General features: G+C 71.0%; 22 protein-coding genes. 13 read left to right on the top strand and 9 right to left on the bottom strand.

Annotation, left to right across the window (positions count from 1 at the left end):
- Nucleotides 1-9 precede the first annotated feature (9 nt).
- The 3 genes from kdpA to QBJ89_RS16550 form a co-directional block, all read right to left on the bottom strand.
- Nucleotides 10-1,713 (bottom strand): potassium-transporting ATPase subunit KdpA, encoded by a 1,704-nt coding sequence (gene kdpA / locus QBJ89_RS16560; protein ID WP_277981580.1) that lies wholly within the window; start codon nucleotides 1,711-1,713, stop codon nucleotides 10-12.
- A 13-nt stretch (nucleotides 1,714-1,726) separates the two neighbouring features.
- A complete protein-coding gene (gene kdpF, locus QBJ89_RS16555; RefSeq protein WP_132911068.1) occupies nucleotides 1,727-1,816 on the bottom strand; it encodes a K(+)-transporting ATPase subunit F in 90 nt (29 codons plus the stop codon).
- Between the two features lie 110 nt (nucleotides 1,817-1,926).
- Nucleotides 1,927-2,799, bottom strand: coding sequence for a TorF family putative porin (locus QBJ89_RS16550; RefSeq protein WP_277981579.1), 873 nt, complete (start codon nucleotides 2,797-2,799; stop codon nucleotides 1,927-1,929).
- A 368-nt stretch (nucleotides 2,800-3,167) separates the two neighbouring features.
- Between QBJ89_RS16550 and QBJ89_RS16545 the strand changes: the two genes are divergently transcribed.
- From QBJ89_RS16545 to QBJ89_RS16535, 3 genes are all read left to right on the top strand, one after another.
- Nucleotides 3,168-4,223 carry a DUF481 domain-containing protein gene (locus QBJ89_RS16545; RefSeq protein ID WP_277981578.1) on the top strand — a complete coding sequence of 352 codons (1,056 nt, stop codon included), beginning with the start codon at nucleotides 3,168-3,170 and terminating at the stop codon, nucleotides 4,221-4,223.
- Nucleotides 4,224-4,430: 207 nt separating this feature from the next.
- On the top strand, nucleotides 4,431-5,144 hold the full coding sequence (gene gntA, locus QBJ89_RS16540; protein ID WP_277981577.1) for a guanitoxin biosynthesis heme-dependent pre-guanitoxin N-hydroxylase GntA: 714 nt from the start codon (nucleotides 4,431-4,433) through the stop codon (nucleotides 5,142-5,144).
- The gene (locus QBJ89_RS16535) at nucleotides 5,141-5,743 is read left to right on the top strand and encodes an urea carboxylase-associated family protein (protein ID WP_277981576.1); all 603 of its coding nucleotides are present in this window, start codon (nucleotides 5,141-5,143) and stop codon (nucleotides 5,741-5,743) included. The genes gntA and QBJ89_RS16535 overlap by 4 nt, the downstream gene beginning before the upstream one ends.
- A gap of 112 nt (nucleotides 5,744-5,855) precedes the next feature.
- Here the strand turns inward: QBJ89_RS16535 and QBJ89_RS16530 are convergent, their stop codons facing one another.
- Nucleotides 5,856-6,035 carry a hypothetical protein gene (locus QBJ89_RS16530; protein WP_277981575.1) on the bottom strand — a complete coding sequence of 60 codons (180 nt, stop codon included), beginning with the start codon at nucleotides 6,033-6,035 and terminating at the stop codon, nucleotides 5,856-5,858.
- Nucleotides 6,036-6,237: 202 nt separating this feature from the next.
- Here QBJ89_RS16530 and fdhD point away from each other — a divergent pair, with 202 nt between their 5' ends.
- The 3 genes from fdhD (at nucleotide 6,238) to QBJ89_RS16515 (ending at nucleotide 12,344) form a co-directional block, all read left to right on the top strand.
- Entirely contained in the window at nucleotides 6,238-7,020 is a 783-nt protein-coding gene (gene fdhD, locus QBJ89_RS16525) for a formate dehydrogenase accessory sulfurtransferase FdhD (protein ID WP_277981574.1), read from the top strand.
- Between the two features lie 6 nt (nucleotides 7,021-7,026).
- Nucleotides 7,027-9,291, top strand: coding sequence for an FdhF/YdeP family oxidoreductase (locus QBJ89_RS16520; protein ID WP_277981573.1), 2,265 nt, complete (start codon nucleotides 7,027-7,029; stop codon nucleotides 9,289-9,291).
- Between the two features lie 158 nt (nucleotides 9,292-9,449).
- Nucleotides 9,450-12,344 (top strand): TonB-dependent receptor, encoded by a 2,895-nt coding sequence (locus QBJ89_RS16515; RefSeq protein ID WP_277981572.1) that lies wholly within the window; start codon nucleotides 9,450-9,452, stop codon nucleotides 12,342-12,344.
- Nucleotides 12,345-12,487: 143 nt separating this feature from the next.
- Here the strand turns inward: QBJ89_RS16515 and QBJ89_RS16510 are convergent, their stop codons facing one another.
- Together QBJ89_RS16510 and QBJ89_RS16505 are read right to left on the bottom strand one after the other, a co-directional pair.
- Nucleotides 12,488-13,918 (bottom strand): methyl-accepting chemotaxis protein, encoded by a 1,431-nt coding sequence (locus tag QBJ89_RS16510; RefSeq protein WP_277981571.1) that lies wholly within the window; start codon nucleotides 13,916-13,918, stop codon nucleotides 12,488-12,490.
- A gap of 128 nt (nucleotides 13,919-14,046) precedes the next feature.
- The gene (locus tag QBJ89_RS16505; protein ID WP_277981570.1) at nucleotides 14,047-14,646 is read right to left on the bottom strand and encodes an NADPH-dependent FMN reductase; all 600 of its coding nucleotides are present in this window, start codon (nucleotides 14,644-14,646) and stop codon (nucleotides 14,047-14,049) included.
- Nucleotides 14,647-14,715: 69 nt separating this feature from the next.
- Between QBJ89_RS16505 and QBJ89_RS16500 the strand changes: the two genes are divergently transcribed.
- The gene (locus QBJ89_RS16500) at nucleotides 14,716-16,962 is read left to right on the top strand and encodes a transglycosylase domain-containing protein (RefSeq protein WP_277981569.1); all 2,247 of its coding nucleotides are present in this window, start codon (nucleotides 14,716-14,718) and stop codon (nucleotides 16,960-16,962) included.
- Nucleotides 16,963-17,302: 340 nt separating this feature from the next.
- Here QBJ89_RS16500 and QBJ89_RS16495 read toward each other — a convergent pair whose 3' ends face one another.
- Nucleotides 17,303-17,878, bottom strand: coding sequence for an opacity protein (locus QBJ89_RS16495; RefSeq protein ID WP_277981568.1), 576 nt, complete (start codon nucleotides 17,876-17,878; stop codon nucleotides 17,303-17,305).
- 326 nt (nucleotides 17,879-18,204) lie between these two features.
- Here QBJ89_RS16495 and QBJ89_RS16490 point away from each other — a divergent pair, with 326 nt between their 5' ends.
- Both QBJ89_RS16490 and QBJ89_RS16485 read left to right on the top strand, forming a co-directional pair.
- Nucleotides 18,205-19,209 carry a threonine aldolase family protein gene (locus QBJ89_RS16490; protein ID WP_277981567.1) on the top strand — a complete coding sequence of 335 codons (1,005 nt, stop codon included), beginning with the start codon at nucleotides 18,205-18,207 and terminating at the stop codon, nucleotides 19,207-19,209.
- A 139-nt stretch (nucleotides 19,210-19,348) separates the two neighbouring features.
- Nucleotides 19,349-20,275, top strand: a complete 927-nt coding sequence (locus tag QBJ89_RS16485) for a DMT family transporter (RefSeq protein ID WP_277981566.1) — start codon at nucleotides 19,349-19,351, stop codon at nucleotides 20,273-20,275.
- On the opposite strand, the gene QBJ89_RS16480 is transcribed toward QBJ89_RS16485, so the two are convergent.
- The gene (locus QBJ89_RS16480; RefSeq protein ID WP_277981565.1) at nucleotides 20,185-21,015 is read right to left on the bottom strand and encodes an NAD(P)-dependent oxidoreductase; all 831 of its coding nucleotides are present in this window, start codon (nucleotides 21,013-21,015) and stop codon (nucleotides 20,185-20,187) included. The genes QBJ89_RS16485 and QBJ89_RS16480 overlap by 91 nt on opposite strands.
- Nucleotides 21,016-21,808: 793 nt before the next feature.
- On the opposite strand from QBJ89_RS16480, the gene QBJ89_RS16475 reads away from it, so the two are divergent.
- The 4 genes from QBJ89_RS16475 to QBJ89_RS16460 all read left to right on the top strand — a co-directional run bounded on the left by QBJ89_RS16475 (nucleotide 21,809) and on the right by QBJ89_RS16460 (nucleotide 23,757).
- Nucleotides 21,809-22,804 (top strand): aldo/keto reductase, encoded by a 996-nt coding sequence (locus QBJ89_RS16475; protein ID WP_277981564.1) that lies wholly within the window; start codon nucleotides 21,809-21,811, stop codon nucleotides 22,802-22,804.
- Between the two features lie 16 nt (nucleotides 22,805-22,820).
- Complete coding sequence (locus tag QBJ89_RS16470) at nucleotides 22,821-23,318, top strand: hypothetical protein (protein ID WP_277981563.1); 498 nt, start codon at nucleotides 22,821-22,823, stop codon at nucleotides 23,316-23,318.
- Nucleotides 23,319-23,398: 80 nt separating this feature from the next.
- Complete coding sequence (locus QBJ89_RS16465) at nucleotides 23,399-23,566, top strand: Flp family type IVb pilin (protein WP_277981562.1); 168 nt, start codon at nucleotides 23,399-23,401, stop codon at nucleotides 23,564-23,566.
- Complete coding sequence (locus QBJ89_RS16460) at nucleotides 23,563-23,757, top strand: hypothetical protein (protein ID WP_277981561.1); 195 nt, start codon at nucleotides 23,563-23,565, stop codon at nucleotides 23,755-23,757. The genes QBJ89_RS16465 and QBJ89_RS16460 overlap by 4 nt, the downstream gene beginning before the upstream one ends.
- Nucleotides 23,758-23,811: 54 nt before the next feature.
- Here QBJ89_RS16460 and QBJ89_RS16455 read toward each other — a convergent pair whose 3' ends face one another.
- The gene (locus QBJ89_RS16455; RefSeq protein ID WP_277981560.1) at nucleotides 23,812-25,095 is read right to left on the bottom strand and encodes an Hsp70 family protein; all 1,284 of its coding nucleotides are present in this window, start codon (nucleotides 25,093-25,095) and stop codon (nucleotides 23,812-23,814) included.
- Nucleotides 25,096-25,245: the final 150 nt, after the last annotated feature.

Genomic DNA, 25,245 nt, shown 5'->3' with positions numbered 1-25,245 from the left:
GCCCCCGGTTCAGAACAGCTGGCCGCGGATCATCGCGAGATGATCGGCGATCGGGCCGAGCGCGAGGCTCGGCAGGAAGGTGAGGCCGCCCAGGATCAGGATGATCCCGACGAGCAGCCCGACCCACAGGCCGCCGGTGGTCGGGAACGAGCCCGCGCTCTCCGGCGTGTACTTCTTGGCAGCGAGGCTGCCCGCGATGGCGAGCATCGGCACGATGATGAAGAACCGCCCGATCCACATCGCGACGCCGAGCAGCCCGTCGTAATAAGGCGTATTGGCGGTCAGCCCGGCGAAGGCGGAGCCGTTGTTCGCCACCGCGCTGGTGAAGGCGTAGAGGATCTCCGAGAAGCCGTGCGGCCCCTTGTTGAGCGGCCCGGCCAGCCCCTGCTGCAGCACCGACGACAAGGCGGTGAAGCCGAGGATGACGAGCGGCAGCACCGCGATCGCCAGCACCGCCAGCTTCACCTCGCGGCTCTCGATCTTCTTGCCGACGTACTCGGGCGTGCGCCCGACCATCAGCCCGGCGACGAACACCGCCAGGATCGCAAACAGCAGGAAGCCGTAGATCCCCGCGCCGACGCCGCCGACGACGACCTCGCCGAGCTGCATGTTGAACAGCGGGATCAGCCCGCCCAGCGCGGTGAAGCTGTCGTGCATCGCGTTGACCGCGCCGCACGAGGCCGCGGTGGTGACGACCGAGAACAGCGCCGAGGCGGCGATGCCGAAGCGCGCCTCCTTGCCCTCCATGTTGCCGCCCGCGACGCCGAGCTGGTGGAGCACGGGATTGCCCGCCGCCTCGGCGGCATAGGTCGCCGCGGTGCCGGCGAGGAACAGGATCATCATCGCCGCCAGGATCGCCCAGCCCTGCCGCGTGTTGCCCACCGCCTTGCCGAAGGTCCAGGTCAGCCCGGCGCCGAGCAGGAAGATCGACAGCATCTGCACGAAGTTGGTCAGCGCGGTCGGGTTCTCGAACGGATGCGCCGAGTTGGCGTTGAAGAAGCCGCCGCCGTTGGTGCCGAGCATCTTGATCGCTTCCTGGCTGGCCACCGGCCCGAGCAGGATCGATTGGCGCGCGCCCTCCAGCGTCTGGACGTCGACGACGCCGGCGAGCGTCTGCGGCACGCCACTGGCAATGTAGAAGAGTGTGATCGCGACGCAGAGCGGCAGCAGCAGGTAGAGCGTGATCCGCGTGACGTCGGCCCAGAAGTTGCCGATCGTCTTGGTCTCGCGCCGCGCGAAGCCGCGGAACAGTGCGAAGGCGAGCGCGGTGCCGGTCGCCGCGGAGAGGAAGTTGTGGATCGTCAGCCCCAGCATCTGGCTGAGGTTCGACATGGTGCTCTCGCCGCCGTAGCTCTGCCAGTTGGTGTTGGCGGTGAAGCTGATCGCGGTGTTGAACGCCAGATGCTCGCCCACCGCCCCCAGCCCCTGCGGGTTGAGCGGCAACACCGCCTGGAGCCGCAGCACGGCGTAAGTGAACAGCATCAGCGCGACGTTGAAGAGCAGCATGTGGAGCGCGTAGCGACGCCACCCCTGCTCCTCGTCCGGGTCGACCCCGGCGAGCGCGTAGAAACCGCGCTCGACCGGACCGAGCACGGGGTGGAGCGGCGTGCGCCGCCCCTCGTACAAAGCGAACAGCCACAGGCCGACCGGCTTGGTCAGCGCGAGCAGCACGCCGGTGAAGGCGAGGATCAGGAACCAGCCCTGCAAGGTCATCGCACCGCCTCCTTCAGAAGCGTTCGGGGCGGAGCAGCACCGCCACCAGGTAGACGAGGAGGCCGAGCGCGGTGAGCGCGGCCAGCCAGAGGTCGAGCGTCATGTCGCGTCTCCTCAGGCGTTGTCGCACAGGCGGACATAGGCGAGCGTCAGCGCCACCAGCCCGACCATGATCGCGACCCAGAGCAGGTCCTGCATCTCATCTCTCCCGTGTCAGAAGGCGGCGGTCAGCGCGGCCAGGACGGTGCCGCCGGCGATGCTGCCGGTGCCGTCCTGCCCCTTGCTGAAGCTCGGCCGCAGATAGGCCGACGACCGGTCCGAGAGGTCGGTGTCGACGTAGCTCAGGCCCAAGGTCAGGTTGCGCCAGGTCGCGTCGGCGCCGAGCGACCAGTCCCAATAGGAGCCGGTCGGCGCCACCGCGGTGGCGTTGGGGCCGAGCCCGGCCTGCCCCCAGCTATGACCGATATGCGCCTTGGCGGTGAGCGGCGTGCCCGCGAGCGCCAGTGCGCCGTCACCCCAGAGATAGAGGTTGTCGTCCTTGGCGCCGGGATCGGTGTAGACGCCCGCCGCGGCATCGGCGCCGGTGCGGTACCAGCGCCCGATCGCCTGCTGCTTGGGCGCATAGGCCGCGCCGGCGGTCAGCGTCGCCGGTCCGGCCGTGCCGCTCAGCTTGACATAGGGCTCGGCAAAGTCGGTCTTGTCGGCGCCGCCGGGGTACAGGTACCAGGTCAGCCCGACGTCGAGCGCGGCATTGTCGGCCAGTCTCGCCTTGTAGCCGCCGATCAGGTCGAGCTCCATGTTCGCCCCGCCGAACGTGCCCCAGCCCGCAAGATTCGAGGCCCAGGTGCCGACATAAAGCCCGCTCTCGTGCGCGACGGTGATCCCGCCCTGCACCGCCATCTGCCGGTCGCTCTGCGATACGCCGCGAAAGCGATAGTCGGACGCGATCGTGGCGGCGCCGCTGACGGTGATCGGCGAAGTCGGCGCGGCGGTGGTGTCGGCTTTCTGATCGGCCGTCGACTGCGCGCTGGCGGCGAGCGGCGCGCCGGCCATGGCGGCGAGCGCGGCCGCTTGAAGCAACTTCATCGGTCTGATTCCCCGAGGCGACACCGTCACGCGACAGTGCCTTCAAGGCAGGTCGATTAGGCGCAGCGACCGTAGCAAGGCGAGATCGATCGGGCGAAACCGCGTATAGCCGGCATATAGCGCGCGCTTCGTCGCGCCGCCACGCGCGGCACCCTTCCACCCGCGGCCAAGCCTCTCTATGCGCTGCCCTGTCGCACGAAGGTCGGTGTCGCCCGACCGGTCCCGCACGGGTGCGGGACAAGGCGCCGCAGCGCGCTCGGCGTCACTGCGCGCGGACCTCGGGAGGTAGAAAAGATGAACGTCGGCAGCATCGTCAGCTCACTCCGCCGCGCGTGACCGCGCACTGATACCGGTATCGATCGCACCCGATGATCCTGCTCACGCTCTCCGCCCTCACGCTCGCCGCCCCCGCCGCCCCCGCGGCGCCGCTCGCACAGGCGAAGAACCGCCGCGCGGCGCGCCGTGCCCGCGGCACGCTGCGCCTGCCCGAGCTCGAATTGCCCCCGGTGATGGTCGAGGCACCCGAACCCGAGGTGCCCCCGCCGACGCTCGGCGATGTCGGCGTGAGCCTCGCCAAGATCCCCGGCCCGACGATCCCGCCCGAGATTCGCGCCATGCTCGACGCCGCGATCGCGGCCAACGACGAGGCCGGGGTCGCCACCATCGTCAAATATGCGCGCGCGGGCGACCCCGGCTCGGCCGACCTGGTGCTGCGCCAGGCGAGCGACTGGCGCACCGCGCGCGCGCGCGCGCACGACGAGCGGTTGCAGCAGGCGAGCGCGTTCGAGTTGTGGACCGGCAAGGCCGAGGCGGGCGGGTTCATCTCCACCGGCAACTCGAACATCACCGGGCTGACCGGCTCGGCCGACCTCACCCGCGAGGGGCTGCGCTGGCGCCACCGGCTGCTCGGCCAGGCCGACTTCCAGCGCACCGACGGCGTCACCAGCCGCGAGCGCTACACCTTCGGCTACCAGCCCAACTACAAGGTCAGCGACCGCGCCTATATCTACGGCAATCTCGGCTATGAGTCGGATCGCTTCCTCGGCTATGTCAGCCGCTACGCGGTCTCGGTCGGCGCTGGCTACGGCGTGTTTCGCCGCTCCGGGCTGACGCTCGACCTCGAGGCCGGCCCCGCCTTCCGCCAGACCGATTTCACCGACGATTTCATGCAGAGCAGCCTCGCCGCGCGCGGCAGCATGAATCTCAACTGGACGCTGATCGGCGGCCTGCGACTGAGCCAGGAAGCCTCGGCCTATCTCGAACATTACAACAGCACGGTACGCAGCGTCAGCGCGCTTGAGGCCAAATTGCTCGGCCCGCTATCGGCGAAATTCTCCTACACCGTGCAATATGAGAGCGAGCCGCGCGACGAACGGCTCAGCACCGACACGCTCAGTCGATTGTCGCTGGTCTATAGTTTCTGAGGGGCACTCGCGGCGGAGAGCGCGACGCGAGTGGTTCGCGGTGACCCACGCCACCTCACTCGGCGCCATCCCGGACTTGGTCCATTATGACGACGAATAAAGGAAGCATCGCGGCCGACCGTACTCCGGCTCCAAACCTCCTCCATTGATCCGCATCAGTTTGATTCGGCGGAACGTTTCATCGGCGCCACCCGTATCCTCGACCCTATGCCCGCTCCCGCCACACCGTTGTTCCGCTGGACCCACCAGGCCCAGGAGGAGCTCGAGACTCTCCTCCACGGCCATGTCGCCGAGCGCTCCTTTCCCTGCGTCGGCGCCAAGGCGGCGCTCGCGCGCGGGACGCTCGACGTGCTCGCCTGCTCGCGCCTCGACAGCGCGTGGGACGACCTGCGCATCCACGACGGGCTGGTCCGCTTCGCCGCCGCCTACCGCGTCGAGCCGACGTTGTTCCGCAGCTATGCCGTGGTGTTCGAGGGACCCAACGAACTCGACGAGCCCGCCTTCGAGGCAGCGCTGTGGAAGCGCATCCAGTCGATCTCCGACAAGGACGTGTGGCGCGGGCAGTCCTATGACGGTCGCGTCAGCCACGATCCCGACAGCCCGCATTTCTCGCTGAGCTTCGGCGGCGAGGCCTTCTTCGTCGTCGGGCTCCACCCCAATGCCTCGCGCCCGGCGCGGCGCTTCGCGCGGCCGACGTTGGTGTTCAACCTGCACGACCAGTTCGAGCAGCTGCGCGCCGATGGCCGCTACGAGACGATGCGCGAAGCGATCATGGTGCGCGACGAGAAAGTGGCGGGTTCGCGCAACCCGATGCTGGCACGCCACGGCGAGCTGAGCGAGGCGCGCCAGTATAGTGGGCGGGTCGTCGATGGCGCGTGGCGCTGCCCGTTCCACTATGCCGGCGGGAGCGATCCCGCGTGAGCGAGACGATCGAGATCGCGCCGCGCAGCGGCACCGCCTTCCGCTTGCTGGCGGGTCAGCGGCTCACCGTGATCGACCCGCGCGGCGTCCAGGTGGCGGACCTGCTGGCGTACAATGCCGAGGACGTGCGCGAGGTGATCTCCTCCGGGCGCACCTTCGACTATGCCGAGACGATCCGGCTCACCGCCGGCCACCTGCTCTACTCGAATCGCTCGCGGCCGATGCTGGCGATCGTCGAGGACACGGTCGGGCAGCACGACTTCCTGCTGACGCCCTGCTCCTACGACACGTTCCACCATTTCTACCCCGAGCTGCCGCCGCACCGCGGCTGTTTCGGCAACCTCGCCGAGGCGCTGGCGCCGTACGGCGTCACCGAGGACATGATCCCGGTGGCGTTCAATTGCTTCATGAACGTGCCCGTCGACGGCGCGACCGGGAAGCTGGAGGTGCTGCCGCCAACCAGCCGAGCCGGCGACCATCTCACGCTCGAGGCGCAGATCGACCTGATCATCGGGCTCACCGCCTGCTCGGCGCCGGCGTCGAACGGCGGCAGCTTCAAGCCGATCCACTATCGCGTGGAGGGAGCGGCGGAAGCCTGACCCTCCGTGTTCCCCGGCGGAGGCCGATGTCCGGCTGGGAATGTCGAGGTGATACTCGCCGCCGTCGCCCAACTGGGCCCCGGCCTTCGCCGGGGCACGACGACCGCGCCGCTTAGTTCACCCCCGCGCGCGGTCTCGGCGCGCGCCGCTCCGCCTCGGCGATGCGTTCGGCGTAGCGCGACGCGAGGTCGAGGTGAAGACGTCGCATCGGCGCGTCGCGCGCGTGGCGCGCGGCCTGGCTCTCCTGCTCGGCGCGGCGGCGATAGTAATCGAGATCGTCCATCGTGGTCATCGCGTGATCCCTCCCGCTGTGGAGACTCTGTCACGATACGCTGCGACTCGCCTCGCATTGTGCGCTCATCTGGTCGCGATGCACCAACATTCGTCAGAAAGAGCGACGCGACTCGAAAAGAATCAGTACTACTTAGGTCAACACGGCGCGCGGCGGCCGAGCGCCGCTGCTCCCGCGCTAGCGCCGCGTCGGCGGCTGCGGCATGGCAGCGGCGATGGACCGTGACTTCCGCCGCATCGCCGCCGACGGCACCGCCGCCCCGCACCGACGCACGGTAATCGCCGAGCATCCGGTGGCGATCGAGGTCAACGGCCTCGGTTACGCGGTGATGATGGCGACTCCCGCCGATCTCGCCGATTTCGCCACCGGCTTCGCGCTGTCCGAGCGGATCGTCGCCGACGCGGGCGAGATCGCCGCGCTCGACCTCATCGAAACCGCGCAGGGCGTGATCGCGCGGCTCGCGGTGCCGCCCGCGCGCGCCGCCGCAGTGGCCGACCGGGTGCGCCGCCGCGCCAGCGACAGTTCGTGCGGTCTGTGCGGGATGGACAATCTCGACTCGGTCCACCGCGCGCTGCCGCACGTCACCGGCGCGCCGGTCGCGCCCACGGCGATCTTCGCCGCGCTGGCCGCCATGCGCGACCATCAGCCGCTCAATCGCGCCACCGGCGCCGCGCACGCCGCGATGCTGTGCGATGCCACGGGTGCGATCCGGCTCGCACGCGAGGACGTCGGCCGCCACAACGCCTTCGACAAGCTGATCGGCGCGATAGCGCGCAATGGATTGGCGTGGGACGACGGCTTCGCGTTGCTCTCGTCGCGCTGCTCCTACGAGCTGGTCGAGAAGGCCGCGCTGGCGGGCTGCGCGACGCTGGTGACCGTGTCGGCGGCGACCAGCCTGGCGCTCGACCGCGCCGCCGCGGCGGGGCTGACGCTCGTCTCGCTGGCGCGGTCGGACGCGGTGCTCTTTTCCGATCACATGCGTTAGAGGCGCATGACCAAGCAGCACGACGATCGCCCCGATTTCACGCCCTATGACGGCCCCGCGGGCGGCTGGGGCTCGATGCGCTCGCTGGCGGACATCGTGCCGCGCGAGAAGAACGTCGCGGTCACCACCGCCGAGCTGACCCGGCAGAACAAGCCCGACGGCTTCATGTGCGTCAGCTGCGCCTGGTCCAAGCCCAATCCGCCCAGCGTCGCCGAGTTCTGCGAGAACGGCGCCAAGGCGACCGCCTGGGAGATCACCAGCCAGCGCGTCACCCCCGACTTCTTCCGTGCCCATGCGCTGACCGAGCTGCGTGGCTGGAGCGACTATCGCCTCGAGGAAGCGGGGCGGCTGACCCACCCGATGAAATACGATCGCGCGAGCGACCGCTACGTCGTCGCGCCATGGGAGGAAGCGTTCGCCGCGATCGGGGCGAAGCTCAAGGCGCTCGCGCCGCGCTCGGCGGTGTTCTACGCCTCGGGCCGCGCCAGCCTCGAGACCTCGTACATGTACCAGCTGATGGCGCGGCTGTACGGCAACCAGAACCTGCCCGACAGCTCGAACATGTGCCACGAATCGACCTCGGTCGGGCTCAAGGCGGCGATCGGCGTGCCGGTCGGCACCACCACGCTGGAGGATTTCGACCACACCGACTGTATCCTGCACTTCGGCCAGAACGTCGCCACCAACAGCCCGCGCATGCTCCACCAGCTGCGGGCGGTGCACAAGCGCGGCGCGCAGATCATCGTGTTCAATCCGCTGCGCGAGCGCGGGCTGGAGCGCTTCACCGACCCGCAGAACCCGGTCGAGATGGCGACGCGCAGCGAGACGCCCATCGCCACGCAATATCACCAGGTGAAGGCGGGCGGCGACCTGGCGGCGATGATGGGCATCGCCAAATGGGTGATCGAGAACGGTCACGTCGACCACGATTTCGTCGCGGCGCACACGCACGATTACGCCACATTCGAGGCGAAGGCGCGGGCGACCGGCTGGGACGAGATCGAGCGTGAGTCGGGGCTGACCCGCGCGGCGCTCGAACAGGCGGCGGAGGCGTATGCGCGTGCCACCGCGACGATGGCGATCTACGGCATGGGGCTGACCCAGCACGTCAAGGGCGTCGACAACGTCCGCATGCTGGTCAACCTGCTGCTGCTCCGCGGCAATATCGGCAAGCCCGGCGCGGGTGTGTGTCCGGTGCGCGGGCACAGCAACGTCCAGGGCCAGCGCACCGTCGGCATCACCGAGAAGACCGAGCTGGCGCCGGTCGAGAAGCTCAAGGAACTCTACGGCTTCGACCCGCCGACCGAGAAGGGCCTCGACACCGTCGAGGCCTGCGCCGGCATCATCGACGGCACGGTGAAGGCGTTCGTCTCGCTCGGCGGCAATTTCGTCCGTGCCGCGCCCGAGACCGAGCTGCTCGAGGAGGGCTGGGCCAAGCTGGACCTGTCGGTGCAGATCGCCACCAAGCTCAACCGCAGCCACCTCATTCCCGCCGCGGGCGAGACCTGGCTGCTGCCCTGCCTCGGCCGGATCGAGCAGGATCTGCAGGCGAGCGGCCCGCAGCGCGTGACGATGGAGGATTCGACCAGCGTGATCCACCCCTCGCTCGGCAAGGTCGAGCCGGCGAGCCCGCACCTGCTGTCCGAACCAGCGATCGTCGCCGGGATCGCGCAGGCGTTGCTGCCGCCCAACCCGAAGATCGACTGGGACGCCTGGGTCGGCGACTATGCGCTGGTGCGCGACGAGATCGCCAAGGCGATCCCGCATTTCTTCGCGCGGTTCAACGAGCGGCTGCGCGAGGAAAAGGGTGGCTTCTGGAAGGGTAACAAGGCGGCCGAGCGCGTGTTCGAGACGACGAGCGGCAAGGCCGAGTTCCTGGTGCCGGACGTGCTCAACGCCACCGGCTTCACTGACAGCGACGGACGCTACCGCCTGTTGACGCTGCGCTCGAACGACCAGTTCAACACCACAATCTACGGCTATTCGGACCGTTTCCGCGGCATCAACGGCACGCGCCAGGTGGTGCTGATGAACCGCGACGACATCGCGCGCGCGGGGCTCACCGCGGGCGACAAGGTGACGCTGGCGAGCGACGCGGGCGACAACCACGAACGCCGCGTCGGCGACCTGATCGTGGTGGAATATGACGTCCCGCCGGGTTGCATCGCCGCTTATTACCCGGAGTGCAATCCGCTGATCGCGCTCGCGCATCATGCCGAGGAAAGCCACGTACCCGCGGCCAAGTCGGTGCCGGTGCGGATCGTGCGCTAGGTTCGGCCGTAGCGACGTTCATTCGATCCTCACCTGCAAGGGGAGGATCAGGCCGCTGCGTCGCGCTCCTACCCACATCAACCACGTCCGGCATAATTGTGCGACAAACCCGCCGTAGCGCGCTCGTCCGGCCGATACCGCCGGGCAGGGAGCGAGTGATGCGCGTGTTATACCTTCTGCTGGCCTCCGCCGCCCCGATCGCCGCGCCCGCACCCGCGCAGCAGCCGCAGCGCGACCTGCCCGGCACCGTCGCGCCCACCGGCAGCGCCGCTGCCACCCCCGCGCCCGGCGCCGGCACCGCGGCGCAGTCGAGCCAGGCCACCCCTGCCACCGCGCCGGCCGACGCCCCCGCCGAGAACGAGGACGAGCCCGCCGACATCGTCGTCACCGGCGCGCGGACGCAGCGCGGCGCGGTGGTGGGCGACATCACCCCCGAGGAGCAGCTCTCCCCCGCCGATATCCGCAGCTACGGCGTCAGCTCGGTCACCGAGCTGCTCAACGAGCTCAGCCCGCAGACGCGCTCGGGCCGCGGCGCCGGCGGCGCCCCGGTGGTGCTGCTCAACGGGCGGCGCATCTCGGGCTTCCAGGAGATCCGCGACCTGCCGACCGAGGCGATCGCGCGGGTCGACATCCTGCCCGAGGAGGTCGCGCTCAAATACGGCTATCGCGCCGACCAGCGCGTGGTGAACTTCGTGCTGCGCCGCCGCTTCCGCGCGGTCACCGCCGAGATCGAGGACCGGCTCGCCACCGAGGGCGGGCGCAACGCGCCGGGCGGCGAGCTCGACCTGCTGCGCATCCGCGAGCAGGGGCGCGTCAACCTCCACCTCGAGTACAATCGCGCCGACGCGCTCACCGAGGCCGAGCGCGACATCCTGCCCTCGCCCAACACCGCCGCGATCGGGGGCAATGTCGCGACGCGCGGGCGTGTCGCGATCGATCCTTTGTTCGGCACCGCGTCATCGCTTGGTGTGCCGGAGATCGCCGCGACGCGAGCACCGCTGCTGGGCGAGTTCAGCTCGACGCGCAACGTCACCGACCAGTCGGCCTATCGCACGCTGTTGCCGCAGGAGCGCACCGTTTCGGCCAACGGTACCTATGCGACGACGATCTTCGGCAACGTCGGCGCCACGCTCAACGCCACCGTCGACCACAGCCGCACCGAGGCGTTGCGCGGCCTCGCCGAGCTCGACCTGGCGCTACCGGTCGGCAATCCCTTCTCGCCGTTCGCGGTGCCGGTGACGCTGACGCGCGCGTTCGACACGATCGATCCACTCACCCAGCAGATCGAGACCACCCAGCTCCATCTCGGCGGCACGCTCAACGGTGACCGCGGGCGCTGGCGCTGGTCCGTGACGGGGAACGTCGATCGCGACAGCAGCAACACCGTCACGCAGACCGGCTTCGACGGCAGCGCGCTGCAGGCGCAGCTCACCGCGCTCGACCCGGCGGCGAATCCTTATGGCCCGCTGACGCTCGCACGCGCGGCCGACAACAGCGCGCGTTCCACCTCGACCACCGCCGGGCTCGACGCGCTGGCGAGCGGGCCGCTGTTCGCGCTGCCCGCGGGCGACGCCAACGCCAGCCTGCGCATCGGCGCCTCCACCAGCGATTTCTCGAGCCGCTCGGTGCGCTTCGGCACGCCGGTGGCGGCCGACATCGGGCGCGACATCGCCTCCACCCAGCTCAACCTCGACCTGCCGATCGCCAGCCGCGCCGAGGGCGTGCTGGCCTTTCTCGGCAATCTCTCGCTCAACGGCAATGTCGCCGCCGACCGCGTCTCCGACTTCGGTACGTTGTGGACCTATGGCTATGGCGCCAACTGGCGCCCGATCGAGGCGGTGCGGCTGCTCGCCTCGGTGACCGACCAAGCCGAGGCGCCGACCGCGGCGCAGCTCGGCAACCCGGTGGTGTCCACCCCCGGCGTGCGCGTGTTCGACTATGTCCGCGGCACCACCGCGACGGTGACGACGGTGACCGGCGGCAACCCGTTGCTGGTTCGGGACGAGCGCCACGCGCTCAAGGTCGGGCTCGACGTCAAGCCGTGGAGCGCGCGCGACATCCGCTTCCGCGCCGATTACACGCGCCAGACCACCGACGACCCGATCGCCAGCTTTCCCAGCGCCACCGCGGCGATCGAGGCGGCCTTCCCCGATCGCTACACGCGCGATGCCGAGGGCAATCTGCTGCGCATCGACACGCGCCCGATCAACTTCGCGCGGCGCGAGACGTCGCAGCTGCGCTACGGCGTCAATCTGTCGTTCCGACTCAAATCGAAGATTCAGAAGGAGCTGGAGGCGTTCCGCGCCGGCACCGGCCCTAACCCGTTCGCCGGCATGCGCCCGCCCGGCGAGCGGCGCGGCGGCGAGGGCGGCGGCCGCGAGGGAGCCATCGACCGCACCCGGCCCGACGGCAGCGCCGCGCGCGGCGGCGACGGCACGCCGGCGCCGGGCGGCAACGGCGCGCCGTCGGGCGGGAGCGGTGGCGCGGGGGCTGGCGGCGGACCGGGTAGCGGTGATCCCGGCGGCGGCTTCGGGCGGTTCGGACGCGGCGGCGGCGCGCAGGCGGGTGGCCGGCTCCAGTTCGCGCTCTATCACACCTGGCATCTCACCGAGCGAGTCACCGTCGCGGACAGCGGCCCGGTGCTGAACCTGCTCGACGGCGATGCGATCGGGAGCGCCGGCGGCCAGCCGCGCCACGAGCTCGAGGGTCAGGCCGGCTATACCAACAACGGTCTCGGCGCGCGGATCTCGGTCAATTACCAAAGCGCCACGCGGGTCAACGGCGGGACCGCGGCAGCCCCGGAGACGCTCGACTTCGGCAGCATCGCCACCGCCAATCTGCGCCTCTTCGCCGACCTGGGCGGCCGGATCGACTGGGTCCGCGCGCACCCCTGGATGCGCGGCGCGCGCGTGAGCCTGCAGCTCGACAATCTGTTCAACACACGCCAGCGAGTCACCGACCAGGCCGGCGAGGTACCGATCGGCTTCCAGCCGGGCTATCTCGACCCGATCGGGCGCACCGTGCGGCTGTCGCTGCGGAAATTGTTTTACTGAGGCGGGTCGCGGGCGGGCTCGCGCGCTCGGCCTGTCGCGTCAGGGAAGCGCGAGCGTGCTCCTGCGCACGCAGGAGCACGGCGCCACGAGCGTCGCGCCAGTGATCCTGGGCTCCTGCCTGCGCAGGTGCGTCGCGCCGGAGCTCAGAACGAGGACCAGTCGTCCTCTGCCACCGCTGCTGCCGCGCTGCCGCGCTGCCGCGCGACCGGTGCGGGCCGACGCGCCGGCACCGGCGCCGCGCTCGCCGCCCGCTTCGGCAGCGCGCGGACGGTCGCGCGCGGCGCCGCCATCGGCGCACCGCCGAGCGTGAAGCGCGCGATCTCGGCGGCAAGCGTGTCCGCCTCGCCCGCCAGGTTGCGCGCCGCCGCGGTGGCCTCCTCCACCATCGCGGCGTTGCGCTGGGTCACCCCGTCCATCTCGCCGACCGCGGTGTTGACCTGCTGCAGCCCCTGCGACTGCTGCTCGGCCGAACCCGAAATGTCGGACACCAGCGTGCTGATCTCGCCGATGCGGCCGATGATCCGCTCGAGCGAGCGCCCGGTCTCGCTGACCAGGGCGACGCCGGCGTCGACCGTCTCGACCGAGGCGGTGATGCGCTGCTTGACATCCTTGGCAGCGTCGGCCGAACGCTGCGCCAGTGCGCGGACCTCCGAGGCGACCACCGCGAAACCCCGGCCTGCATCACCCGCGCGTGCCGCTTCCACGCCCGCGTTGAGCGCGAGCAGATTGGTCTGGAAGGCGATCGCGTCGATCACCGCGATGATGTCGGAGATCTCCGACGAGGTCCGCTCGATCCCCGCCATCGCCTCGACCGCGCGGCGCACCACCGCGCCCGATTCCTCCGCCTCGGCGCGCGCGACGCCGACGATCTGGTTGGCGCGCCCCGCGCCGGAAGCAGTCTCGCGCACCGTGGCCGTAATCTGCTCCATCGCCGCCGCGGTCTCCTCCAGGCTCGCGGCCTGCTGTTCGGTGCGCTGCGACAGGTCGTCCGACGCCGCGCTGATCTCGCCCGCGCCGCGGTGGATGCCCTCGGACACCTGCGCGACCGAGCTCATCGTGGCCTGCAACGCCACCACCGCGTCGTTGAAATCGTGCTTGAGCTTGAGGAACGGGCCGCTCAGCTCCGCGTCGATCCGCGCGGTGAGGTCGCCCGCGGCGAGGCGGCCGAGCCCCTCGCCCATCGCCAGCGCCATCTGGCGCTGCGTGTCGCACTCGCGCGCGGCGAGCGAGCTCTCGCGGAAGATCGCCATTGCCTTGGTCATGCGGCCGACGCAGTCGCGGTTGGCGGTATGATCCACCGGGCTGTCGAGGTCGCCCGCGGCGAGCCCCTCCATCCGCACCACGGTCTCCACATAAGGCGTGCAGATCAGCCGCGCGGCGATCAGCGTCACCGCGACCACCGCGACGACCCCGGCGAGCGCACCGCCGATCACGAGGCGCGGATCGGCCGCGGCACCGGCGAGCACGCCGTAGACGGCACATCCCGCGATGGCGCTCGACAGCACCAGGTACACCAAGGTGAGCACCTTGAACTTCACGCGAATCGGCGCGTGCCGACCGAACCACTCGACCATCCGGGCCGCCCCCGCTGACGGCCGAACGAAATGAGCGGCCGAGGAGTCCGCCTTGCGCCCGGCACCGCTAAGATTCCGCTAAGTGACTACATTCACTATGAAAGTATAACATCCGTAGCGGAGGTAAATCACTCCGCCGGCATCGTGCCCGCGAGCGGCGCGAAGCGCGCGACCTGCCGTCCGATCAGCCGCAGCTGATCGCGCACGGCCGGGTCGCTGACCCCGCCGACGTCGTCGAACTTGGTCAGCTGGGTGTTGATCGCGGCGGCGAACGGCGTCGGCCAGCCGCGCAGCGCGTGGACGATCGAGCGCAGTGCCGCAATCGTCGAGCCGGTCGCCTGCCAGCCATAGGCGGTGGCGATCAGCCCGACCGGCAGGTCGGCGAGATAGGGCCGCTGGTCGCGCGCGGTCTCCTCGAGCAGGTCGAGCGCGTTCTTCACCACGCCCGAGATGCTGCCGTGGTAGCCGGGGCTGGCGATGATCACCGCCGAGGCGTCGCGCACCGAGTCGACGAAGGCGCGCTCCGCCGTGGTGCGGCTGGTGGCGCGCGGGTCGTAGAGCGGCAGCCGCGCCATGTCCTCGCCACCGAACAGACGGGTGCGAAACCCTTCCTCTCGCGCGGCGTCGAGCGCGACGCGCAGCGCGCGCTCGGTCGATGAGATGCCGCCGATCGTACCACCGATCCCGACCACCAGCGGCGCCTGCGCGCCTGTCGCTTCCTCGCTCATGCTGGGGCCCTCATGGCACGCGGTCGCGCCTTGCGACAACTGTCATATCGCTGTAAGACACTCCGCAGCATGCGCCCCCCCTACGAACCCGGCCGCGTCCGCTACCATCACACGCGCGGCGACTCGCCCGGCGCGGTGACCGACGAGCATGGCGCGCCGCTCCCGTCCTTCGACTCGTGGCGTGACGACGGCGCCCCGCCGCCGCCGCCTCCACCGCGCGACGAGCGCCCGTGGGACGAGCCGTCGCGCGACGACGACGGCTTCTGGCAGCAGGAGCGGCGGCGCTGGCCCGATCCACTGCCGCCGCCGCGGCCCTGGTGGCGGCGCGTGCGCTGGGGTCGCTGGCTGGTGCGCGGCGCCGCGGCCTTCATCGTGCTGTTCGTCGTCGCGGTGATCTGGCTGGCGGTAACTGCGCCCCTGTCGCGCTCGCTCAAGCCGCCGACGCCGCCCTCGATCACGCTCACCGCGGCGGACGGCACGCCGATCGCGCGGCGCGGCGCGATCATCGGCGCGCCCGTCGATGCCGCCAAGCTGCCCGCGCACGTGCGCGAGGCGTTCCTCGCGATCGAAGACCGCCGCTTCTACTCGCACTGGGGGGTCGACCCGCGCGGCATCGCGCGTGCGGCCTGGGCCAATCTCGGCTCGGGCGGGGTGCGCCAGGGCGGCTCGACGATCACGCAGCAGCTCGCCAAGAACGCCTTCCTCGACGCCGACCGCACCGCCGCGCGCAAGCTGCGCGAGGCGATGATCGCCTTCTGGCTGGAGGCGTGGCTGAGCAAGGACGAGATCCTCTCGCGCTATCTCTCCAACGTCTATTTCGGCGACAACGTCTACGGCATCACCGCGGCGTCGCGGCATTATTTCGGACGCACCCCGATCCAGCTGAGCGTCGGCCAGGCGGCGATGCTGGCCGGGCTGGTCAAGGCACCGTCGCGGCTGGCGCCGACCGGTAACCTCAAGGGTGCGCGCGCGCGCCAGGCGGTGGTGGTCGGCGCGATGGTCGACGCCGGCTTCCTGTCGCAGGACGAAGCGGCGCGGGTGCAGCCGCAGCGCGTGCTCGCCGAGCGGCCTGAGACGCTGCCCACCGGCACCTATTTCGCCGACTGGGTGCTGCCCTCGGCGCGCGAGGTGGCGGGCGAGTCCGGCACCGAGGCGACGGTGCGCACCACGCTTGACCGCGGCTTCCAGCGCACCGCCGAGCGCGTCGTGCGCCAGGCCTCGCTGCGCGGCATGCAGGCCGCGCTGGTGGCGATGAAGCCCGACGGCACCGTGGTGGCGATGGTCGGCGGCAAGGATTATCGGACCAGCGCGTTCAACCGCGCCGTCCAGGCCAAGCGCCAGCCGGGCTCCACCTTCAAGCTGTTCGTCTATCTCGCCGCGATGCGCTCGGGCCTGACCCCCGCGACGGTGATGGACGACGCGCCGGTCGAGATCGCGGGGTGGAAGCCGCGCAACGACGACGGCCGCTACCTCGGCCCGATCACGCTGCAGCGCGCCTTCGCGCGCTCGTCCAACGTGGTGGCGGCGCGGCTGACGCAGCAGGTCGGCGTGCGCAACGTGATCAAGGCGGCGCGCGATCTCGGCATCACCACGCCGATCGCCAACGAGGCGACGATCGGGCTGGGCACGTCCGAGGTGTCGCTGCTCGAGCTGACCGGCGCCTATGCCGCGGTGGCGAGCGGGCGCTATCCGGTGGTGCCGCGCGGGGTCGAGGGCGGGCGCAGCGCAAGCTGGTACGAGGCGATCGCGGGGCGCGACAGCGCCATGCCCGACAAGATCCGCGACGAGATGCGCACGCTGCTGGGCTCGTCGATCCGCGGCACCGGGCGCGGCGCCAACCTGCCGGTCAGCGCCTTCGGCAAGACCGGGACCAGCCAAGGCGGTCGCGACGGTTGGTTCATCGGCTTCGCCGGCGACCTGGTGGTGGGCGTGTGGGTGGGGCGCGACGACAGCGCGCCCAACCCGGGGCTGCACGGCGGCGGCATCCCGGCGCAGATCTGGCGCCAGTTCATGATGTCCGCGCTGCACATCCCGGTCGCGGTCGCGCCGGTGGAGGACGAGATGGCGGCGCCGATCGATCCCGCCAACATGCTCGACCAGATGGGTGTCGACCTGGGCGGCGACGTCGGCCGCGCCGTGGATGAGGCACGCCCCCGCGTCGAGGACGCGCTCGACCGGCTGCGCGAGATGGGCATCGAGCTGCCCCGCCCACCCGCGCCGCGCGAGCGCGTGCCCGAGCGGCGGCGTCTCGACGAGGGTCGCGGCGAGGACGGCGGCGACGGCTTCGAGGAGGACGGAGGGCCGGGCGGATTCTGACGAAGCGGCGGTGAGGGGTGCACGCGGAGGCGCCAAGAGGACGCATCGGACCGAAGCTGAGACCGCCCTACCAGCGGGCGACGGCGAGACGCCGCTGCGGTTCCGGGCCCGCAACCGTCATCATCCCGGCTGCGAGGCGGGATCCATGGTCCCGTGACAGCAACGGCTTAGGTGCATGCGGCACGATGGACCCCGGCTCAGGGCCGGGGTGACGAAATTTCACGTATCGGTGAACGTGGCAGGGAATTGCTGCCCTCGCTGCGAACACAAACTCGCATCACCGCATGCACCACCCCCACGCGCCCCGACAGGGCAAGCGCGGGGGTGGCACCCGCACGCCTCAGAAGTGCGCGATCACGCCCGCCATGGGGCGCACCGTCTCGAAGTCGCCGCGAGTCGAAATCTCGGCGCGGAAACGCACCCCTTCCTTCTTCACCAGCCCATCGAGGCCGACCGCGGAGGGTCCGAACTCGCCGCCGATGCCGTAGGAGATGCGGCCATAGTCACCGCTGTTCGGGCCGTAGCGGTCGAAATTGACCCACTGGTAGCCGACCTTGCCATAGACCAGCCCGGTCTCGCCAGCGCGCACGCCGGCGCGCCCGTGCACGCCATATTCCCAATCCACGTCGCCGCTGAAGCCCTTGGCGGCATTGCCCTCGACGCCGACGAAGAACGAACCGAGCGGCACATTGACGCCCGCCACGCCCTCGACCAGCCCGCCCTTCAGGCGGTTGCCCGGCGCATTATAGGGGATGCCGTGGCCGGGATCGCTCTCGAACCCCTCGTAACCGCCCATCACGCCGACGTACGGGTCGATGCCGAACTTGCGCGACCCGTCGCTGGTGGTGTCCTGCGCCTGGGCGGCGGCGGGAACGAGGAAAGCGGCAGCAACGGCTGCCAGAAGCAACGTCTTCATGTCATACCTTCGTGAGAGAGGCGCGATGCGTCGGCGCCTCGCCCGTTCGAACGGGTCGCGGCGGTGGGGGGGTCCAACAAAATTGGAAAAAACCGTCGGTGTGGCCGATCGGCCACGCGCGTGCGACGGCGGCCGCTGTCCTACGACCCCGCCGCCGTGCCATCCCTCTCCGCATGCCCCATCGTCACCGCGCCCCGCCGCGTCCCGCCTCTGACTCCCTCCCGCGTGGCCGCGGCGCGACACGCGCGACGGACTCAACATTCGCAACATTCGCGCCCGCCGGCACCACCTTGACCGCCCCGCGCGGCTGACCGAAGGCACTGATCATGCGCTTCTTCTCCGACAATGCCGCGCCGGTTCACCCCGCCGTGCTGCGCGCCCTCGCCGACGCCGACAAGCTCGACACCGCCTATGACGGCGATCGCTGGTCGAAGGCGCTCGACGCGCGCTTCGCCGCGCTGTTCGAGACCGAGACGCTGCGCGTCCTGTGGGTGCCGAGCGGCACCGCGGCCAACTGCCTTGCGCTCGCCGCACTGTGCCCGCCGCACGGCGCGGTGCTGTGCCACCGCGATTCGCACATCCAGAACGACGAGTGCGGCGCGCCCGAATTCTACACCCACGGCGCCAAGCTGCTGCTCGCCGAGGGCACCGGCGCCAAGCTGACGCCCGATACCGCCGCGGCGGTGCTCGACCTGCAACGCTACGACGTGCACCAGCAGCGCCCGCACGCGCTCTCGATCACCAACGCCACCGAATATGGCCGGGTCTACACGCCCGCCGAGGTCGCCGCGCTCGGCGCGCTGGCGGCGGGGCGCGGGCTCGGCTTCCACATGGACGGCGCGCGCTTCGCCAACGCGGTGGTGTCGACCGGCGCCTCGCCCGCCGATCTCACCTGGCGCGCCGGGGTCGACGCGCTGAGCTTCGGCTTCGTCAAGAACGGCGGGATGAACGCCGAGGCGCTCGTCTTCTTCCGCCCCGAGCTGGCGGAGGAGACGCTGTTCCGCCGCAAGCGCGCCGGGCACCTGCTGAGCAAGGGACGCTATCTCGCCGCGCAGCTGCTCGCGATGCTCGACCGCGACCTGTGGCTCGACTGCGCGCGCGCGAGCAACGCGGGCGCGGCGCTGCTCGCCGAAGCGGCGGGCGAGCGGCTGGTCCACCCGGTCGAAGCGAACGAGGTGTTCCTGCGCGTCACGCCTGAGGAAGCGGCGCGGCTGCGGTCGCTCGGCTTCGACTTCTACGACTGGGGTCCCGGCGAGGCGCGGCTGGTGATCAGCTGGGACCAGCGCGCCGAGGACATCCGCCCGCTCGCAGAGGCGATCGCGGCGCTGTGAGCGCGCGTAATTTTCTCCCCTCCCCTTCAGCGGAGGGGCCGGGGGTGGCGTGCTCCCGCGGTCGGCGCGCTTGGGGAGGTGCTCCACCCCAGCCCCTCCCCTCAAGGAAAGGGGCGCCGCTCGCCGCCAGATCGGCCCCATGACCCCCCGCCCCAACAGCACGCGCGCGGCGGTGCTCATCCCCTTCGCGATCGTCACCTTGATCTGGGGCTCGACCTGGATCGTCATCCGCGACCAGCTCGCCGGCGCCGGTGTGCCGCCGAGCTGGTCGGTGAGCTACCGCTTCCTCGTCGCCGGGCTGACCCTCACCGCGGTCGCCGCCTGGCGCGGCGAGCTCGGCGGCGCGCACCGGCGCGACCCCGGCTTCTGGCGTTTCGCCGCACTGGTGGCGCTGCTCCAGTTCGTGATGAACTTCAATTTCGTCTACCGTGCCGAGCAGCATATCACCTCGGGGCTGGTGGCGGTCACCTTCGCGCTGCTGCTGGTGCCCAACGCGCTGTTCGGGCGGATCTTCCTCGGCCAGCGGCTGGGGCGGCAGCTGCTCGCCGGCTCGGCGATCGCGATGGCGGGCGTGGCGCTGCTGTTCGTGCGCGAGGCGCGCGGCGACGCCAATGGCGCGCACCAGACCGTGCTGGGCATCGCGCTCACCCTCGTGGCGATCCTTTCGGCCTCGGTGTCGAACGTGATGCAGGCGACCGAGCGCGCGCGGCGCTACCCGATGGTACCGATGCTCGCCGCCGCGATGCTGCTCGGCGCCGGCATGGACGCGGGCTGGGCCTGGCTCACCACCGGCCCGCCGGTATTCGATCCGCGGCCGAGCTATGTCGCGGGCGTGCTGTACCTCGGGATCGCTGCCTCGGCGCTGGCCTTCACACTCTACTTCCGCCTCATCCGCGTGATCGGTCCGGCCAAGGCGGCCTACAACAGCGTGATCGTGCCGGTGATCGCGATGCTGCTGTCGACCTTGTACGAGGGTTATCGCTGGACGCCGCTGGCCGCGGCGGGGGCGGCGCTCGCCGGGGTCGGGCTGGTGGTGGCGCTCAGCGCGCGCAGGCCGGTGCGATAGTCGGGGAAGAGCAGGTGCCAGCCGAGCACACGCTTAGCCTTGGCGTTGGAGACGCGGCGGTTCTCGGCGTGGAAGGCGCGCGCCGCCGGGCTAAGCGCCGCCACGGGCACGATCGGCGGCGCGGGCAGGCCGAGCAGCCGCGCGGCGTGCTCGAGCACCGCGTCCTGCGGCGCGGGCAGGTCGTCGGCGAGATTATAGGCAGCCGCGGGCGCGTCGAAGCCGGCGACGACGCCGCGCGCGAGGTCGGCGACATGGACGCGGCTGAACACTTGCCCGGCCGCGCCGGTACGCCGCGCCTCGCCGGCGGCAACCCGGTCGAGCGGCGAGCGGCCCGGGCCGTAGATGCCGGGCAGGCGGAAGACGCGCGCGCCGAGCGCCAGCCACGCCGCGTCGGCGCGGTTGCGGCCGGCGCGGCGACCGCGATCCGCGGGAGCGCTCTCGTCGACCCATGCGCCCGCAGTGTCGCCGTAGACGCCGGTGGAGGAGAGATAGCCGAGCCACTGCCGGCCGAGCAACGCGCCATACCGCGCGAGCACCGGGTCGTCGCCGGCGCCGTCGTGCTCGGGCGGAACGGAGGCGAGCACGTGCGTGGCGGCGGCAAGCCCGGCGCGCACCGCGTCGGCGTCGTCGAAGCGGATTGTCCCGTCGCGGCCGTCGCGCGTGGTGGCGAGCAGGGGGGCGCCCGCCGCGTCGGCGATCGCGCGCGCCGCATAGCCAAGTCCGAAGATGAACAGCCGCATGTCGTTCTTCCCCCCGTTCCGCCCCAGCGAGGAGACGAGCGGGCGCGCGCGCGGTTCCGCCGGCCACCGTGGCGCGACCGGCGGGCGGCGCTGCCGTGCCGCTCACTCGTGAATTATCGTTATCCATCGACCGCTTGGGGCACGCGCCGCGTCAAGGCGCGTTCTCGCTCGATGCTGGCCCCCGCCGTTCCGCCCCCGTCGCTGCACCGGAGGGCGCCCTCGACCCCAATCCGGGTCGCCGACGCGGCGCTCCGCCGTCTGTGGGCGGCGGGTTGGGCCCATACGCCCGGTCTCGATCCGACGGCGCTGGTCGCCATGGCGGCGCGCCGCGCCGGGGTCGATCCCGACGAGGACGGCGTCGGGTGGCGCCGGCGGCCCGCGCTCTTGTGCGACGATCTCGAGGGACCGGCGCAGCTCAGCGGCCTTGGCCGGACGATCGCGCACGGCCAGCTCGTTGGCGCGCTGGCGACGCGCTTCCGCGCGCACGCTCTGTGGCGACGCCACCCCGAGATCGCGGCGCAGCCGATCCCCGCACCGGTGATCGTCGTCGGCCAGATGCGCTCGGGCAGCACGCGCGTGCAGCGGTTGCTCGGGCTGCCGCTCACCGCCGGGGTAAGCACGGCGATGCGCGCCTATGTCGCGGCCACCGCGCGCCTCACCGTTACGACCCGGTCGCCTATGGGCTGGCGCCGAGGTCCGCGCTACCGACCGGGGCAGCGGTCGTGGTGTGAGCGATGGACCGCGGCGCGGTCCCGCACGTTCGGGCGGGACGAACTCGAGACGAGGCACCCAGATGGACTATCGCAAACTCGGCACCACCGGCCTCGACGTCTCGCCCTTGTGCCTCGGCTGCATGACCTTCGGCCTGCCCGACCGCGGCAACCACAGCTGGACGCTCGACGAGGAGGCGAGCCGCCCGATCCTGCGACGGGCGGTCGAGGCGGGGATCAACTTCTTCGACACCGCCAACGTCTATTCCGACGGCACCTCGGAGGAGATCGTCGGCCGCGCGCTCAAGGAGTTCGCGCGGCGCGACGAGCTGGTGATCGCCACCAAGGTGCACGGGCGCATGCGTCCCGGTCCCAACGGCGCCGGGCTCAGCCGCAAGGCGATCATGAGCGAGATCGACGCCAGCCTGCGCCGGCTCGGCACCGACTATGTCGACCTCTACCAGATCCACCGCTTCGACTTCGAGGTGCCGATCGAAGAGACGCTCGAGGCGCTGCACGACGTGGTCAAGGCGGGCAAGGCACGCTACATCGGGGCGTCGTCGATGGCGGCGTGGCAATTCGCCACGATGTTGCACGTCGCCGACGCCGAGGGCTGGACCCGCTTTGCGACGATGCAGAACTATCTCAACCTGCTGTACCGCGAGGAGGAGCGCGAGATGCTGCCGCTCTGCGCGGCGGAAGGCGTCGGCGTGATCCCGTGGAGCCCGCTCGCACGCGGGCGACTGACACGCGAGTGGGACGAGGCGACCGAGCGCTCGCGCACCGACGCGTTCGGCAAGACATTGTACGAGCACACCGCCGCGGCCGATCGCCGCGTCGTCGAGGCGGTGGCGGCAGTCGCGGCCGAGCGCGACGTGCCACGCGCGCAGGTCGCGCTGGCCTGGGTGCTCGCCAAGCCCGAGGTGTCGGCGCCGATCGTCGGCGCTTCCAAGCCGGGGCACCTCGACGACGCGCTCGCCGCGCTGGAGCTGGGGCTCAGCGAGGGCGATATCGCGCGACTGGAGGAGGCCTACGTCCCGCACGCGGTGGTCGGCCACTCGACGCAAGGCTTCCTGTGAGCGCGAGGTGGAGGGCGTGACCCCGCTGCTGCTCCTTGCCGCCGCGGCGGCGCCGGTGCCGGGCACGGTGGCGGTGGTGGTGCGCGACCGTGGATCGGGGCCCGCCGCGGCGCGCTACGTTGAAGCGGCCACCGAAGCGCTCGCGCGCGCCGACTTCACCCCGCTGCCCGACGCTGCACACAGCCGCTACGTTGCCGAGCTCGCGGTCAGCGCGACCGAGAATGGAGTGGTCACGTCGCGCGGCGCCGAGGTGGCGCCGCCGGTCTACCAGGGCGGCGGCTTCTCGGTCGGCCTGCCCTCGCGCAAGGAGCAGCTTCACGCGTTGGTGGTGACCAAGCTGCGCGTCACCATCTCGCTGCGGGCCGACTCGCAGGTGGTGTGGACGGCCGAGGCCAGCACCGCGCGCGCCGCCGGCACGGCGACTGGATCACCCGAGGCGGTGGCCACCGCGCTGTGCGATGCGCTGCTGCGCTGGTTTCCTCATCCTTTGCCCGGCCCGCTTTCGGTGCCGTGAGGCTGGTGGCGAAGCGTTAACGTCCCGCGGTTAAGGCAGCAGCGACCGGCCCGCCGCGCGGGCTCCGAGGATGCGCTGCCATGTTCCGACGCTTATTGGGTAACCGCCGCGGCGCCACCGCGATCGAATACGGGTTGATCGCCGCGCTGGTGGCGGTCGCCGCGATTGCGGCGATGAAGGGCCTCGGCAACCAGCTCGTCAACACCTATAACCGCACCGCCGCGAAGATCAGCGCAGCGGGCGCGTGAGCGCGCTGGCGCTCGGCTGGGCGATGGTGCAGCTGCTCGCCGCGGGGGTCATTGTCGCAGGCGCGCTGGGCGCCGGCGTGGCGATGGCGGCGCATGGCGAGCGGCGCCGGCTGGTGACGCTGCCGCGCGCGGCGCCACGCGGCCGGCTCTCGGCGCAGACGCTTGCGTTGATGGAGCGCGTTGCCGATTGACACGCGATCGGCAACGGCTGCGGCGCCGGCTCACTTCGCAGCACCGCCGGACTGCTATTCCGCCGCCTGTGCCCAGATGGTGGGATCGTCCTCGCGCGCCACCAGCGCGAGGCCGTGTGCGATTGAGGTGAGCTCGCCGCCCGAGGCGATCCGCTCCGGGCCGAAGCGCGCCTCGAATAGCGCCCGCACGGCGGGGACCAGCGAGGTACCGCCCGTCAGGAAAACGCGATCGATCGCCGCCTCGGTCACCGCCGAACGCGCCAGCGCCGTGTCGAGCGTCGCGGCGATGCGGGTGATATCGTCGGCGATCCAGCGCTCGAAGTCGACGCGGCGCACTTGGGTATCGATTGCGATCCCCTCCCCTTCGAAGCGAAAGCGCGCCTGCTCGGCCCCGCTCAGCGCTCGCTTGAGCTGCCCGACCGCGTCGTACAACGCATAGCCTTGTTCATGCTCGATAAGCGCGATCATCCGCGCGATCGCCTCGGGATCGAGCGCGCTACGTCGCAGCTTCTCCAGCTCGGCGAGGGTTCGGCGATTGCGCATCAGTGCCAGCCGCGACCAATCCGCGACCTCGACGAACCAGCCGCCGGGAATATCGAGCACCTTGTCGAAGGAGCGGTAACGTCCACCCTTGCCGAGCTGGGGCAGGACGAGCTGATCAACGATACGGGCGTCGAAGCGATCGCCCGCGATTCCGATGCCCGCGTGCGCGAGCGGCGTGCAGCGCCGTTTCGCGCCCGGCGCGGCGACCTGGACAACCGAGAAGTCGCTCGTCCCGCCACCAAAATCCGCGACGAGCAGCGTCGCCGGGCGATCGAGCGCGCTGGCATCGGCGAAGGCGGCGGCGAGCGGCTCGTAGACGTAATGGATTTCGCGCGCGATGCCGTCGAACATGGCATCATAGCGGCGGCGTGCGAGCGCCGCGTCCGGGCGCGTGCCCGCGTAGGTGACAGGGCGGCCGACGACGAGGCGGTCGACACGGTCGAATGCACCGCCGGCCGCTTCGCTGATCTGCGCGAGGAACAGGCGTCCGAGCTGCTCGAAGCTGTAGCGCTTCTCGAATACGGGCGCGGTGTCGAAGGAGGTGCTGGCCGCGACCGACTTGAACGACTGGAGGAAACGGCTGTCGGCAGGAAAGTCGAGATATTCACGTATCGCGGCAGGGCCGGCGGCTGCCGCGAGGCCGTCGCGCGCGCCGGCGTCGTGCCAGAAACACAGCGCGGTGCGGTAGAGCGCGGCGTCGCCGTCGAGCGCGACGAGTGTCGGAGCGGTGTCGCCGGCGTCCATGCGGGCGAGAACCGTGTTGGTCGTGCCGAAGTCGAGGCCGAGCGCGGTCATGCGGGTTTCCGGTAAGGGGGATCGTGCCCTAGCGCCGCGCGGCGTGCGCGACCAGACCGGCGAGTACCGCGGTGAGCGGGCGGGACCGGCGCGGCGCCGACACGAGCGCCCCCGTCAGCGTTGTGCTGCGGGGGCGGGCTGATGTGGGAA

Source organism: Sphingomonas phyllosphaerae, assembly GCF_029623345.1.
GTDB classification, from domain to species: domain Bacteria; phylum Pseudomonadota; class Alphaproteobacteria; order Sphingomonadales; family Sphingomonadaceae; genus Sphingomonas; species Sphingomonas phyllosphaerae_C.
The sequence above is the reverse complement of the archived record's forward strand: the minus strand, read 5'-3'. Positions and strand labels throughout refer to the sequence as shown.

Bases quoted from the DNA above. Each gene is read 5' to 3' on its own strand.
- kdpA (WP_277981580.1), bottom strand. From the start codon at position 1,713: ATGACCTTGCAGGGCTGGTTCCTGATCCTCGCCTTCACCGGCGTGCTG.
- kdpF (WP_132911068.1), bottom strand. From the start codon at position 1,816: ATGACGCTCGACCTCTGGCTGGCCGCGCTCACCGCGCTCGGCCTCCTC.
- QBJ89_RS16550 (WP_277981579.1), bottom strand. From the start codon at position 2,799: ATGAAGTTGCTTCAAGCGGCCGCGCTCGCCGCCATGGCCGGCGCGCCG.
- QBJ89_RS16545 (WP_277981578.1), top strand. From the start codon at position 3,168: ATGATCCTGCTCACGCTCTCCGCCCTCACGCTCGCCGCCCCCGCCGCC.
- gntA (WP_277981577.1), top strand. From the start codon at position 4,431: ATGCCCGCTCCCGCCACACCGTTGTTCCGCTGGACCCACCAGGCCCAG.
- QBJ89_RS16530 (WP_277981575.1), bottom strand. From the start codon at position 6,035: ATGACCACGATGGACGATCTCGATTACTATCGCCGCCGCGCCGAGCAG.
- fdhD (WP_277981574.1), top strand. From the start codon at position 6,238: ATGGCAGCGGCGATGGACCGTGACTTCCGCCGCATCGCCGCCGACGGC.
- QBJ89_RS16520 (WP_277981573.1), top strand. From the start codon at position 7,027: ATGACCAAGCAGCACGACGATCGCCCCGATTTCACGCCCTATGACGGC.
- QBJ89_RS16515 (WP_277981572.1), top strand. From the start codon at position 9,450: ATGCGCGTGTTATACCTTCTGCTGGCCTCCGCCGCCCCGATCGCCGCG.
- QBJ89_RS16510 (WP_277981571.1), bottom strand. From the start codon at position 13,918: ATGGTCGAGTGGTTCGGTCGGCACGCGCCGATTCGCGTGAAGTTCAAG.
- QBJ89_RS16505 (WP_277981570.1), bottom strand. From the start codon at position 14,646: ATGAGCGAGGAAGCGACAGGCGCGCAGGCGCCGCTGGTGGTCGGGATC.
- QBJ89_RS16500 (WP_277981569.1), top strand. From the start codon at position 14,716: ATGCGCCCCCCCTACGAACCCGGCCGCGTCCGCTACCATCACACGCGC.
- QBJ89_RS16495 (WP_277981568.1), bottom strand. From the start codon at position 17,878: ATGAAGACGTTGCTTCTGGCAGCCGTTGCTGCCGCTTTCCTCGTTCCC.
- QBJ89_RS16490 (WP_277981567.1), top strand. From the start codon at position 18,205: ATGCGCTTCTTCTCCGACAATGCCGCGCCGGTTCACCCCGCCGTGCTG.
- QBJ89_RS16485 (WP_277981566.1), top strand. From the start codon at position 19,349: ATGACCCCCCGCCCCAACAGCACGCGCGCGGCGGTGCTCATCCCCTTC.
- QBJ89_RS16480 (WP_277981565.1), bottom strand. From the start codon at position 21,015: ATGCGGCTGTTCATCTTCGGACTTGGCTATGCGGCGCGCGCGATCGCC.
- QBJ89_RS16475 (WP_277981564.1), top strand. From the start codon at position 21,809: ATGGACTATCGCAAACTCGGCACCACCGGCCTCGACGTCTCGCCCTTG.
- QBJ89_RS16465 (WP_277981562.1), top strand. From the start codon at position 23,399: ATGTTCCGACGCTTATTGGGTAACCGCCGCGGCGCCACCGCGATCGAA.
- QBJ89_RS16455 (WP_277981560.1), bottom strand. From the start codon at position 25,095: ATGACCGCGCTCGGCCTCGACTTCGGCACGACCAACACGGTTCTCGCC.